Raw genomic sequence first — 12,020 nt, 5'->3', positions numbered from 1 at the left:
CACCTGTCACATCGACTGAAAACGGGCAGCGATCGAGGGTCGCTCTGGGGCAGAGTGGCCGACGTGGAGATACGGGGACCGGGACGGTTTTTGTGGTGGCTGGGGCGGGAGCACAAGGGACGGGTCGGGTTGGGGGCGATGTTCGGGTCGCTGTGGTTCGTCAGCCTGGCGACCACTCCGTACCTCATCTCGCAAGCCATCGACCGTGGGCTCGGGGCACGTCAGCCGGGCGTGCTGATCGGGTGGGTGGCGGCCGTTCTGGTCGTCGGTGTGGCCAGCGCGGTGCTGGGGATCATGCGGCACCGCAGCATGTCGAAACTGCGGATGGCGGCGGCGCTGCGGACCGCCGATCTCGTCATGACGCATGCGACGCGGCTCGGGTCGGCGCTGCCGCGACGGGTCACCGCCGGCGAGGTGGTCACGATCGGCATCTCGGATGTGTGGACCATCGGGCGGGCCATGAACGTCGGCGGTGTCGGGGTCGCGGCCACCTTGGCGTACATCGTGGTCGCAATTCTCCTGTCCCGGACCGCGCCGTCACTGGCGATCGTCGTGCTGGCCGGGGTGCCGGTGCTGGCGCTGTTCGTCGGGCCGCTGCTGCAACGCAGCCAGCGCGCCTCGCAGGGATATCGGCAACGGCAGGGTGAGCTCAACGCCCGCCTGGTCGACGTGCTTGGCGGCCTGCGGATCCTCAACGGTCTCGGCGGCAAGGAAACCCATTTGCGGAGGTACGAGCGTGAGTCCGGCCGTCTGCGACAGCAGGGTTACCGGGTCGGTGGCCCGTCGAGCTGGATCGGGGCGCTCGGCGACGGGCTGCCGGTCGTGTTCCTCGCCGTCGTCGTCTGGCTCGCGGCCCGGCTCGCGGCCGAGGGGCAGCTGACCGCGGGGCAACTCGTCGCGGTGTACGGATATACGGCCATGCTCGTGATCCCGGTCAACGTGCTGATCTTCTGCTCGTTCGACGTCACGCGGGGGCTGGTCGCGGCCCGGCGGGTGGTCAACTTCCTGCGGATCCCGGTCGACGACCCGGCCGGGCAGGCGACGCCCGAAGGGCCGGCCGTGCTGCACGATCCGGAGTCCGGTGTGGTCGCCGATCCGGGGCGGTTCACCGCGCTCGCCGGTTCCCGTCCGGCCGACGCGGCCGCGGTCATCGACCGGCTCGGGCGTTACGGGCCGACCGCGGCGACCTGGGGTGGCGTACGGCTCGACGAGATCTCCCAGCCGTTGATCAGGCAGCGGATCCTGGTCACCGAGCCGAACGCCGACCTGTTCGCGGGCCAGTTGCGCGAGGTGGTCGCCGGTCGCCACGAGCCGCACGACGCGAAGGTGCGGGCCGCGATCGACACCGCCGTCGCCCACGACGTCGCCGACGATCTCGGGCGTCCGGTCGAGTGGGCCGGCCGCAACCTGTCCGGCGGGCAGCGTCAGCGGGTGCGCCTGGCCCGCGCGGTCCACGCCGATCCGGAAATGCTGCTCGCGGCCGAGCCGACCTCCGCCGTCGACGCGCACACCGAGGCGGCCATCGCCGAACGTCTCGCCGAGGCGCGCGGGGGCAGGGGCACGGTCGTCGCCACCACGTCACCGGTGCTGCTCGACCGGGCCGACGTCGTGCACTACCTGGTCGACGGCCGGGTCGCCGCCTCCGGCACCCATCGCGACCTGCTGGCCGGCGAACCCGGATATCGCGCGCTGGTGACCCGCGTCTTCGGCGAGGAGGACGACGAATGAGCTCGGTGCTCCCCGTCGCCGATCAGCGGACGGTGGCGCGGGCGGCGCTGCGCCTGATCGCGCTCGACCGGCGGTCCGTCGTGGTCATCCTCGCCCTCAACTCGCTGGTCGCGCTGGCCGGCGTGGCCGGTCCGTGGCTGCTCGGCCGCATCATCGACGAGGTCACCCGCGGCGGCGGGGCCGGCTCGGTCGACAAGCTGGCCGCGGCGGTCCTGGCCTGCGCGATCTTTCAGACCATTCTTTCCCGGTACGCCCTGGCGATCGCATACCGCTTCGGCGAACGCACCGCGGCCCGCATCCGCGAGAACTTCCTGCGCCGCTCGCTGGCCCTGCCGGCCTCGGTGGTGGAGCGGGTGCCGGCCGGTGACATCGCGGCCCGCGGCACCACCGACGTGGACGCGGTCGCCACGACACTGCGCGACATCCTGCCGACCCTGCTGATCAGCTTTGTCCAGATCGTCTTCCTGGTGGCCGCGCTGCTGCTGCTCAACCCGCTGCTCGGGGTGATCGGCCTGATCGGGCTGTCCGGCATCTGGTTCTCGACCCGCTGGTATCTGCGGCGGGCCCGCCCGGCCTATCTCCGGGAGGGCGAAGCCAACTCGCAGCTGGCCGAGGAACTCGCGGCGACGACGGCCGGAGCCCGTACCATCGAAGCCTTTGACCTGGCGGAACGCCGCCTCGCGGCGGGCCGTGCGGCGATCGCCGAGACGCGCCGCACCCGCTTGGCCACGCTGGGCCTGCGGAGTTTCTTCTTCCCGTCGGTCGAGATCTCGTACGCGCTGCCGAGCGTGCTCGTGCTTCTGGTGGGCGGGCTGCTCTACATCGACGGCCACGTCAGCCTGGGAACGGTGAGCGCGGCGGTGCTGTTCCTGAGGCAGCTGGTCGGGCCACTGGACGCGATCACGATCTGGATCGAGCAGTTGCAGAGCAGCAGCGCGTCGTTCGCCCGGGTCGAGGGCCTGGCCGAGATCCCGGCGCCCCGCTTCGAGACGCGACTGCCCGAGGGCGACCGCATCGAGGTCCGGAACGTCCGGTACGCGTACGACAAGGGTCGTGACGTCCTGCACGACGTCGACCTGACGGTGCTGCCGGGCGAGCGGCTCGCGATCGTGGGTCTGTCGGGCGCGGGCAAGTCGACGCTGGGCCGCTTGATCGCCGGGGTGGACCGCCCGGGCGCGGGCTCGGTGACGGTGGGCGGGGTGGCGGTGGCGGAGTTGCCGCCGGACGAGTTGCGCCGCCAGGTGGTGCTGGTGACGCAGGAACATCACGTCTTCCGGGAGACGCTGCGCGACAACTTGATGGTGGCGGCGCCGGACGAGGAGTTGCGCCGGGCGCTGAAGACGGTGGGCGCCGACTGGGCCGACGACCTGGACCGCGACCTGGGCGAGGAGCCGCCGGACGGAGCGCAGGCGCAACAGCTGGCGCTGGCCAGGGTGGTGCTGGCCGACCCGCACACGGTGATCCTGGACGAGGCGACGGCCCTGCTGGACCCGACGGCGGCCCGCACGGCGGAGCGGGCGCTGGCGGCGGTGCTGCACGAACGTACGGTCATAGCAATCGCCCACCGCCTCCAGACGGCACACGACGCCGACCGGGTGGTGGTGATGGACGACGGCCGCATCATCGAGGTGGGCACGCACGACGAGCTGGTCGCGGCCGGCGGCCCGTACGCGGCGCTATGGCGCTCATGGCACGGGCATGAGGCCGTCTAAAGCCAGCTCGATCGCCTTCGCGGCATGATCGCCGACCCCGCCCCGCTCGTCGGTGATCATGCCTTCGGCCACCCCTTCGACCATTCCGAAGAGCAGGAGCAGATCGGCCGGTACGAGGTCACGCCGCACAAAGCCCTGTTCCTGGGCCCGCTGCAAAGGCCCGGCGAGCAGCCCGACGATCTGGCGCAGATACCGCCCTTGCACGGCCGGTTCGAGCCGCCGGGCCAGATGAACGAGCGGCCGCATGGCGACCTGGGAGCTCAGAACAGCACCGAGCAGCGGCCGAAACGCACCCGGCTGCTGCCGGTTGGCGTCAACACACACTTCGAGGCGCTCGACTTGAAAGGCGATGACACCCGAGGTCAGCGCATACCGATCGGGAAAATGCCGATAGAGAGTGGCCTGACCGATCCCGGCCCGCCGAGCGATCTCCGGCATACCGACGGCATCACGCCGCCCGGTCATGAGATCACTGGCCGCTTCGAGGATCGCCTGACGGTTCCGCTGCGCATCGCGGCGGCGCGGCGCCTGCACCCCATAGATCAAGGCCCGCCCCCTCTCCGACGTGACCTACGTTACTGGCAAGTAACGATAATGTCATGAAGTTCAATTTCTCGGAACAGCCCACAAGCGAGGCGCCCAGGCAACGGTGTTCCCCCGGACCCGGCCCAGCCCAGCCGACATCGCGGGACGCCGCTTGACGCGGCCCCCGGAATCCACCCCCACCCTCAGCCGTTCCCGCCGGCTTTCAGAGCACGCCCGCCCGCCGCCCGCACGCCCGCCGCCCGCCGCCCGCACGCCCGCTCTCAGCGCCCGCCGCCCGCACGCCCGCCGCCCGCCGCCCGCACGCCCGCTCTCAGCGCCCGCCGCCCGCACGCCCGCTCACAGCGCCCGCCGCCCGCACGCCCGCTCACAGCGCCCGCCGCCCGCACGCCCGCTCACAGCGCCCGCGCGCCCGCACGCCCGTCTCTCAGAGCCCGCGCGCCCGCGCGCCTGTCGCCCGCCCGCACGCCACCGCCCGCGCGCACGCTCTCCGCGCGCGCCTCCTGCTCCCGCGCCGCCAGCGGGCACAACCCTGCGCGCCGCTGCCCGCGCACACTCCCAGCGCGCGCCTGCTGCCCGCGCGCCGCCCCCGGCGGGGACGACCCCGGCGGGGACGACCCCGGCCGGCCGCTCTCGGCGCGCGCCTGCCGCCCGCGGCCGCTCTCAGCCCGCGCCCGCTCTCAGCCCGCGCCCGCTCTCAGCCCGCGCCCGCTCTCAGCCCGCGCCCGCTCTCAGCGCGCGCCCGCTCTCAGCGCGCGGCTGCCGTTCGCGCGGCTGCCGCCCGCCCGCCGCTCGACCGGGCGCGACCCCGCGCGGCTGCCGCCCGCACGCCGCTCGACCGGGCGCCACCCCGCGCGGCTGCTGCCCGCACGCCGCCTACCCGGCGGGCACGCCCCCGCGCGGCTGCTCTTAGCGCGCCCACTCTCATGGCCGGCTGTCAGTGCTCGCCCGCTTTCATGACCGCCTTTCGAGCGCGCCACGCCAAGACCGAGCCGACTGACAAAGCGGACAGCACCGAACCGACCGACAACCAGGAGCCGATCGACAGGATCGAGCCGAAGGAGCCGACCGAACCCACCGACAACGCCGAGCCGGTGGAGCCGATCGACAGCACCGAACCCTTCGAATAGATGCTCAGCACCGAGTCTTCGGACTTGTAGGACAGGATCGAACCCTTCCGCACAGCCACCCCTCTCAGAAGTCCGCGCAGATGTACGGCATCTGCCGCGGGAACAGACTGCTCAGCGACCCGATCGCCGCCCCGTCGACGCGCCCCAGGCCACGAACCGCCACCTCAACCGGGTCGAGCACGCCGTAGAGCAGCCCACTGAAACCACCCACCGTCAACGTGGCCGACGGCTCCGACGTGCCTTTCGTCACCGACAACCGGCCGCCCTCGCCGGTCAGGCGCCAGACGCCGCCCACATGCTCGTCCTCGGGGATCTCGACCGTCACATCGCCGTCACCGGCCGCCGCGCCGGTCAGCGCCTCCATGTCGAGGACCCGCACCATCGCCCCGCCCCGGCGCGGATGATTCACCTGGCCCTCGGTGGTCACCGAGAAGTCGGTCCCCCACAACTCCGGCACGTCGTCGGCGCCGACCCGCACCACGATCCGCGACACCTGGTCGACATGCCGGCTGAAGTACTGAAGCAGCAGCGCCCGCCCGAGCGGCCCCGTGGCCAGCAGGTCGGACCCGCTCAGCTCACCGCCGTACCGATCGATCCGGTATTTCACGGCGCCCACCACCTCGCCGCCCACGCGCGCGACCGCCACCCACTGCTTCTCCTCGCGAAATTCCGCGCTGCGCACCGCGTCGAAGACCGAGAACCCGTGACGCTCTCCGAGCAAACGGCGACTGAGTTCCTCGTACGCCTCATGGCCGTCCCACATCGGCACCCGCTCGACCTCGCCCGGCAGATCGGCCCGCACCAGATGGGAAAGCCCTTCCGGGGCGAAGCTGGCCGTGCGGTGACGGGGAATCCCGACGAACCCGAACCGCGCGTAGAAGCTGGGACGGAACGGATAGAGCGCGCTGACCGCGAACCCCTCCTGCCGCGACTGCCGCAACAGCCTCGTCAGCAGCTCGCGGACGATGCCGCGCCGCCGAGCCGACGGATGGGACGCCACCGACGCGACGCCGGCCATGTCGAGCACCCGCCCGCGCACGTTCTGCCGCATGCGCAGAGCCGCCGCGCAGGCCAGCGCCTCGCCGTCCTCCTCGGCGATCATGTTGATCGTGGACTCGAAGAACGGCATGCGCCTCCGATAGGCGGCCACCTCCTCCTCCGGCCACGGCGACGGCATGAACGCATAAGTCTGGAGAGGGAACATGGTCGCCGTGCGCTCCGCCGCGCTGATCTGCCGGAAGTCCATGGACCCATCCAACACCGGAGGGCCGTACGTCCGCTGCCCTGTTTCCCGGCCTGTGGATAACCCGGAAACACCTGGTGAACGGGGTGCCGCGACGCGCCGGGGTACCCCGGTTTGGCAAGGCGCCCGCAGACCCGCTAATGTTTCATCCGTCGCCGGGACAACGGCCCGGACAGACAAGCGGACGTAGCGCAGCTGGTAGCGCATCACCTTGCCAAGGTGAGGGTCGCGGGTTCGAATCCCGTCGTCCGCTCGGAGAGGCCTTCACAGGACACGTGCAGGGCTGGCTCGGTGGAGTGGCCGAGAGGCGAGGCAACGGCCTGCAAAGCCGTGTACACGGGTTCAAATCCCGTCTCCACCTCGCAGTACGCAGTACCCAAAGGGCGATTGGCGCAGCGGGAGCGCGCTTCCTTGACACGGAAGAGGTCACTGGTTCGATCCCAGTATCGCCCACGAGTGCCGGGGCCCCCTGTCCGCAGAAAGCGCGGACCGGGGGCCCTCGTCATGTCTGCTCAGGGGGCCGAGCCCCCTGAAACCCCCACGGTGCGGTGGATGCGCTTGGGTCGCGACGGACGCTTCCGATGCGACCGCGTCTTGCAAATGGCTTGAGCGATGATCTAGCAATGGGTGGGTCCAAGGTTCGGGCGCGAGCGCTGGTGGCTTTTCGGCTCGATCGGGCGCTGCGTGAACGCCGGCTGGTACGACTGCGGCGCGGGATCGCTCGGGCGGACAAACTCGAGGGCTATGTCGTGATACTCGCCGACTCGTGGCTGTTGATGGCCCTCGTGGATGACGGGATCCGGCTCAGCGGCTTCGCCGCGCTGCGATCCGCCGACGTCGTTGCCGTCAAGCCGGGTTCGGCCGGCGGCTTCGTCGGCAAGGCGCTCGCACTGCAGGGCACCTGGCCACCCACCGCACCACCGGACGTGGACCTGACTGACGCCCGAAAGGTCATCGCGTCGACCGCCGAGCACTTCCCGCTGGTCACCCTGCATCTGGAGAAGTCCATCCCGGATGCCTGTTTCATCGGCCGTCTCGCCGGGTTCCGCAAGCGCACCGTCGGAATCCGTGAGGTGAGCCCGCAGGCGACCTGGAATCGTGAACCCACCGAGTGGCCACTGCGGAAGATCACCAGGATCGACGTCGGGCGCGCGTACGAGAACGCCTTGCACGCTGTGGCCGGCGAGCCGCCGCCATGCTGACCGGGGGTCTGAGGGATTGACGGTGGTAGTCCGTCTCGGGTGTGATCGTTTTGGGGGAAAACGGACAAAAATCGGACAACTGTGGGTTGGGGGTCGACTCCGGATGCGCGGGTCGCTAAGGTCCCACTCCGTTGTACGTAATCTGCAAACCGCAGACAGCCACCGGCAGACCGGTCTAGGCTGATTCGGATGAGGGGCCTGACGATGACGAGGACCGGCGACGTGACCACTTCACCTGAGGCTCGAGGGCAAGCCGCCTTTGACGAGCTTCTGAAGCGGGAAGCCGGCTCGGTTCAGATCCACCTCATGCAGACCAACTGGGTGCCGGGGTTGTTCCAGGTCGAGGCATATGCGGCGGGAATGATCGGCGGGGTCCTCTCGCTCGAGCCGGGCGACCAGGAGCTCGCCGACCGGGTTCACAAGCGGATGAAACGAGCCGCGGGCCTGGCCGAGCGGCTGGAAGGCGAGGAGCCGCCGCAAATCTCGGTGCTCATCGACGAGGGGGCGCTCCGGCGCCTGGTCGGTGACCGCGAGACCATGCGCAAACAGCTCGCCCACCTGAGCGACGTCGCGAAGCTGCCCACCGTCGATCTGGGCATCGTTCCGTTCGGCGCCGGCGCCTATCCGGGGCTCGCCGGGCCCTTCGAGGTGCACCGCGACGCGCGGGGCGACGAAGCCGTCTACTTCGAGAGCGCCGGCGAGAGCCGGATCGTGCTGGACGAGGCCGAAGCCGAGCGCCGCCGCGTGCTCATGGAGTCGATGATGGCGTCGGCCGTCTCCGGCGACGACGCGCGATCCTTACTGGAGACGATCAGCCGCGAGCTGTGACTACCGTGTCACCGCTCCGGTGGGCCGGCTTCCGTGAGAGAGGCGATAAAGTCACGGAACGTCGCTCGGTCGAAGGTCAGCACCGGGCCGGAGCGGTCCTTGGAATCGCGCATGTGGACCTGGCCGGTTTCTTCGTCGAAGGCGACCTCCACACATTCGGGGCCGCCGCTTCTGGAACTCGTTCGCCAGTTGAGCTCGCGCTTGTCAGTCATCGCGCCTCCCGCGTAGACCAGCAAGAACCCGCGCGTAGGACGCTCTCCAGGTGCGCGAGGTCTTGGCCGCAGCGCGGCTGCCGGTGTTTGCCGCGCTCGTGGGCGAAGGCTCCATCGTTGGAGCCAGCCGATCACTTACAGTACCCGACATTCGTCTTTGTGGATAAGCGCGCGGGACAGGTGCGGAATGGCGACAGTACTGCGATAGACTCGCCTGAATGTGCATTCCGCTGTTTGCGTCAAGCGTTTTGCTGGGCCGGGCCAACGCTTTGCTGGCTCGGAGAGGACGAACGGGGTGGCGGTGACTAGGTCCGGTTCGGAGTCGGCTGAGGTCGGCCCGCTCGTCGCCCGGGAACTGGTGCGGGCCCGCCTCAAAAACCTGCGTGAGGCGAGCGAGCTCAGCGCCGCCACCGTCGCTCAGCACACCGGCTGGTCGGTGTCCAAACTCAACCGGATCGAGAACGGCGAGGTCACCGTTCAGCCGTTCGAGCTGCGGGCCCTGCTGTCGTACTACGCCGTCGAGGACGAGACGGAGGTGTCGGCGCTCGCCCGGCTGTCACAGGCGTCGCGGGCCCGTCAGTGGTACAGCAAGCATCGCCTGACCGGGGCTTTCCAGCGCTTCGTCGCCTACGAGTACGAAGCCTCCGTCATCAACATCTGGCAGTTGCTGTTCTTCCCGGGGCTGCTTCAGACGGAGGAATACGCCCGCGAGATCACCGCCCTGTCGATGCGGCGCAGTCCGCACCACGACGAAGTGCTTTCCCGGGTACGCCTGCGGATGGACCGGCAGCAGGCCTTCCGTGAGCGACTCGGCCGGCCGAAGCCTCCGCGCATCGTCGCGGTGATCGACGAGTCGGTGCTGAAACGGCCGGTGGGCGGGCCCGATTGCCTGCGGCGGCAGCTCGACCATCTGCTCGAGCTGGCGGAGAACACCGACGCCTACACCATCGGCATCACCCCGCTGGACCTCGTTCACCATTCCGGGCTGGGCGGCACCTTCGAGCTTCTGGAGTTCGACGCGCCCGACCACGACGACGTTCTCTTCGTCGAGGCCGCCGCGGGCGCGTCGTCGTTGCAGATGAGCCGGACCCCGCTCTTCCGCGACATCGTGCAGGACATGCTCACCTACGGCCGGACCGGCGAGGATGCGATCGCGATGTTGCGGGCAGCGCGGGACGACCTGACACGGCCGTGAGATCGGTGACGGCGGGCCACGTCGGCGTCTCCTGCGCCTCGACCGCCCGGAGCACCGCCCGCCGCACCTGATCGAACCGCTGGTGGTCGTTGGTGCTGTAGAGCGTGACGGCACGGCCGCGATGCGCGGCCACCAGCGCCATCCACGAAGGACGGCTCCTGCTCTCGACCGCCGCCGCGACGCCCACGCCACCGGCGGCGAGAAGGCCGGCGCCGAGCAGGGAGACCGCGCCGAAGGCCACGGACAGCGGCACGGCGAGCGCCACCTCGACGCCGCCGCAGAACAGCGCGATCTTGCGGGCGAGATGGGTCTCCTCGTACTCGCGATAGATGTTGCCCAGGTCGCGGACGAGGAAACGGCCCTGGTCGGTGTCGACGCGCCGGCTGGTCACAACGATGCCGGGGCCGGGGTAGTAGACGACTTCCGGATCGGGTCGGGAAGCCGGGGATACGGACTGATGTGCCATGGCGACCTCCTACCGCCATGGTCGCCGATCAATACGCAGTCAGCAACCACCACACTTATAGAAGCTGACTGCGTACCCCAATCTGCGGATTGCAGATACCCGCTACCTACCAGTTTGTAGGCACTTCCCGACCCTTTCACACGGCCTTGTCGCTTTCTCCGCGAGCCGCACCGCGCCGCCCGGGCGGATGGACTGCGTAGTGCAACCGGCGGAGAGAAAGGTCAGACCTGGCTGGCGCCGCCGTCCACGTAGATCTCCGAGCCGGTCACGTAGGCGCTGGCCGGCGAGGCCAGGAACAGCACGGTGTCGGCGATCTCGTCGGGGGTGCCGAGGCGGGCCATCGGGACGCCGGAGGCCAGGCCCTTCAAGAGCTGGGCGGCATCCTCCGGCGTGCCGGCCAGACCGGACAGGCCGGGGGTGTTGATCGGCCCGGGGGCGATGGCGTTGACCCGGATCTTGCGGTCCACCAGCTCGGCCGCCCAGCTGCGGGTGAAGGAGCGCAGCGCCGCCTTCGTCGCCGCGTAGACGCTGAACGCGGGGGCCGCCTTCACGTCGATGTTGGAGCTCGTGATGATGACCGAGGCGCCCTCGTTCAGGTGCGGCAGCGCCTTCTGGACCGTGAAGATGGTGCCGCCCACGTTGGTGTTGAACGTGGTGGCGTAGTGGTCCCACGTGATGTCGGCCAGCGCCGAGAACTCGCCGCCGCCCGCGTTGGCGTACAGAACGTCCAGGCCCTTGCCGTGCTGGGCGATGGCGGCGTAGACGCGGTCCAGGTCGTCGGGGTTGGCGACGTCGGCCTGAATGGCGGTGAAGCCGTCGCCGAACTCGTCCAGGGCTTCCTTGCGGCGGCCGGTCACGAAGACGTGTGCGCCTTCGGCGGCCAGGCGGCGGGCCGAGGCGAGGCCGATGCCGGCGGTGGCTCCGGTGACGAGGGCGGTCTTGCCGTCGAGCTGTCCCATGATCAGTTCTCCTTCAGAACGGAAGCGAAAGTGGGGGTCGGTGATCCGAGCACGTGAAGAGCCACGTGATCGGCGCCGGCGTCCAACATCGAAAGGACGCGATCGGCGATGTCGGACGTCGTGCCGTGCGCGACGAGGGCGTCGATGAGGCGGTCACTGCCGCCGGGCACGAGGTCGTCGTCGGTGAAGCCGAGGCGGCGCAGGTTGTTGCGATACGCCGGGAAGCCGATGAACATGCCGATCTGGGCGCGGGCCAGGGCACGGGACTCGGCCGGCGGCAGGCCCACCACCACGGCCTGGTGCGGGGCGATCAGCGGGCCGTTGCCGACGCGAGCACGTTCGCGGGCCACATAGGACGGCGTGACCAGGAACGGGTGCCAGCCGGCGGTCCGGGTCACGGCCAGGTCGACCATCTTCGGGCCGAGGGCGCCCAGCAGCAGGCGCTCGGCCGGAATGTCCAGCTGGTCGAGGTAGCGGCTCATCGACGCGATCGGGTTGCCGTAGTCCTGTCCGCGAGCCGCGGCGCCGGCCGCGTTGCCGATGCCGAGGCCGACCAGCAGGCGGTCGCTGTGGGCGGCGTAGAAGTCGGACAGCTCGCGGGGCGTCTGGCCCCAGATGTTCAGCACGCCCGTGGCGACCGTGCTCTCCGGCGCCGCGGCCAGCAGCCGGGCCACGTTGCCGAGGGCGCCGGAGCCGTCGAGGCCGGGCGTCCAGAACGTGTCCCAGCCGAGCTTCTCGAGCTGCGCCACGTCCCGGAACTTCATGCTCCAGAGTCCTGCCTGCTTCATCGGTGCCACCTCCT

The 12,020-nt window shown here is 70.2% G+C and carries 12 protein-coding genes and 3 tRNA genes; 8 read left to right on the top strand and 7 right to left on the bottom strand.

Annotated elements, in window-relative coordinates:
• Window positions 1-138 precede the first annotated feature (138 nt).
• Both ACFY36_RS29970 and ACFY36_RS29965 read left to right on the top strand, forming a co-directional pair.
• Window positions 139-1,728 (top strand): ABC transporter transmembrane domain-containing protein, encoded by a 1,590-nt coding sequence (locus tag ACFY36_RS29970; protein WP_499749331.1) that lies wholly within the window; start codon window positions 139-141, stop codon window positions 1,726-1,728.
• Window positions 1,725-3,440: an ABC transporter ATP-binding protein gene (locus tag ACFY36_RS29965; protein WP_499749233.1), complete on the top strand. Its 1,716-nt coding sequence runs from the start codon at window positions 1,725-1,727 to the stop codon at window positions 3,438-3,440. The genes ACFY36_RS29970 and ACFY36_RS29965 overlap by 4 nt, the downstream gene beginning before the upstream one ends.
• Here the strand turns inward: ACFY36_RS29965 and ACFY36_RS29960 are convergent.
• From ACFY36_RS29960 to ACFY36_RS29950, 3 genes are all read right to left on the bottom strand, one after another.
• A complete protein-coding gene (locus ACFY36_RS29960) occupies window positions 3,414-3,986 on the bottom strand; it encodes a TetR/AcrR family transcriptional regulator (protein WP_499749232.1) in 573 nt (190 codons plus the stop codon). The genes ACFY36_RS29965 and ACFY36_RS29960 overlap by 27 nt on opposite strands.
• 934 nt (window positions 3,987-4,920) lie before the next feature.
• The gene (locus ACFY36_RS29955) at window positions 4,921-5,124 is read right to left on the bottom strand and encodes a hypothetical protein (RefSeq protein ID WP_499749231.1); all 204 of its coding nucleotides are present in this window, start codon (window positions 5,122-5,124) and stop codon (window positions 4,921-4,923) included.
• Between the two features lie 53 nt (window positions 5,125-5,177).
• Entirely contained in the window at window positions 5,178-6,359 is a 1,182-nt protein-coding gene (locus ACFY36_RS29950; protein ID WP_499749230.1) for a GNAT family N-acetyltransferase, read from the bottom strand.
• Window positions 6,360-6,536: 177 nt separating this feature from the next.
• On the opposite strand from ACFY36_RS29950, the gene ACFY36_RS29945 reads away from it, so the two are divergent.
• The 5 genes from ACFY36_RS29945 to ACFY36_RS29925 all read left to right on the top strand — a co-directional run bounded on the left by ACFY36_RS29945 (window position 6,537) and on the right by ACFY36_RS29925 (window position 8,386).
• Window positions 6,537-6,609: transfer RNA gene (locus tag ACFY36_RS29945), tRNA-Gly, on the top strand.
• 37 nt (window positions 6,610-6,646) lie between these two features.
• A tRNA-Cys gene (locus tag ACFY36_RS29940) sits at window positions 6,647-6,717 on the top strand.
• A gap of 20 nt (window positions 6,718-6,737) precedes the next feature.
• Window positions 6,738-6,809: transfer RNA gene (locus ACFY36_RS29935), tRNA-Val, on the top strand.
• Window positions 6,810-6,937: 128 nt separating this feature from the next.
• Window positions 6,938-7,558, top strand: a complete 621-nt coding sequence (locus ACFY36_RS29930; protein ID WP_499749229.1) for a hypothetical protein — start codon at window positions 6,938-6,940, stop codon at window positions 7,556-7,558.
• Between the two features lie 222 nt (window positions 7,559-7,780).
• The gene (locus ACFY36_RS29925) at window positions 7,781-8,386 is read left to right on the top strand and encodes a DUF5753 domain-containing protein (protein ID WP_499749228.1); all 606 of its coding nucleotides are present in this window, start codon (window positions 7,781-7,783) and stop codon (window positions 8,384-8,386) included.
• Window positions 8,387-8,394: 8 nt separating this feature from the next.
• Here the strand turns inward: ACFY36_RS29925 and ACFY36_RS29920 are convergent, their stop codons facing one another.
• Window positions 8,395-8,598, bottom strand: a complete 204-nt coding sequence (locus ACFY36_RS29920) for a DUF397 domain-containing protein (RefSeq protein ID WP_499749227.1) — start codon at window positions 8,596-8,598, stop codon at window positions 8,395-8,397.
• A 301-nt stretch (window positions 8,599-8,899) separates the two neighbouring features.
• On the opposite strand from ACFY36_RS29920, the gene ACFY36_RS29915 reads away from it, so the two are divergent.
• A complete protein-coding gene (locus ACFY36_RS29915; protein ID WP_499749226.1) occupies window positions 8,900-9,793 on the top strand; it encodes a helix-turn-helix domain-containing protein in 894 nt (297 codons plus the stop codon).
• Here the strand turns inward: ACFY36_RS29915 and ACFY36_RS29910 are convergent.
• From ACFY36_RS29910 to ACFY36_RS29900, 3 genes are all read right to left on the bottom strand, one after another.
• A complete protein-coding gene (locus ACFY36_RS29910) occupies window positions 9,720-10,259 on the bottom strand; it encodes a DUF6232 family protein (protein ID WP_499749225.1) in 540 nt (179 codons plus the stop codon). The two genes, ACFY36_RS29915 and ACFY36_RS29910, sit on opposite strands and share 74 nt — an antisense overlap.
• 221 nt (window positions 10,260-10,480) lie before the next feature.
• Window positions 10,481-11,218, bottom strand: a complete 738-nt coding sequence (locus ACFY36_RS29905) for an SDR family NAD(P)-dependent oxidoreductase (protein WP_499749224.1) — start codon at window positions 11,216-11,218, stop codon at window positions 10,481-10,483.
• Window positions 11,219-11,220: 2 nt separating this feature from the next.
• Window positions 11,221-12,006, bottom strand: coding sequence for a TIGR03620 family F420-dependent LLM class oxidoreductase (locus tag ACFY36_RS29900; protein ID WP_499749223.1), 786 nt, complete (start codon window positions 12,004-12,006; stop codon window positions 11,221-11,223).
• Window positions 12,007-12,020 lie beyond the last annotated feature (14 nt).

Source organism: Actinoplanes sp. NPDC000266 (genome assembly GCF_042899005.1).
Lineage (GTDB): Bacteria > Actinomycetota > Actinomycetes > Mycobacteriales > Micromonosporaceae > Actinoplanes.
This window is presented reverse-complemented; position numbering and strand designations above follow the sequence as displayed.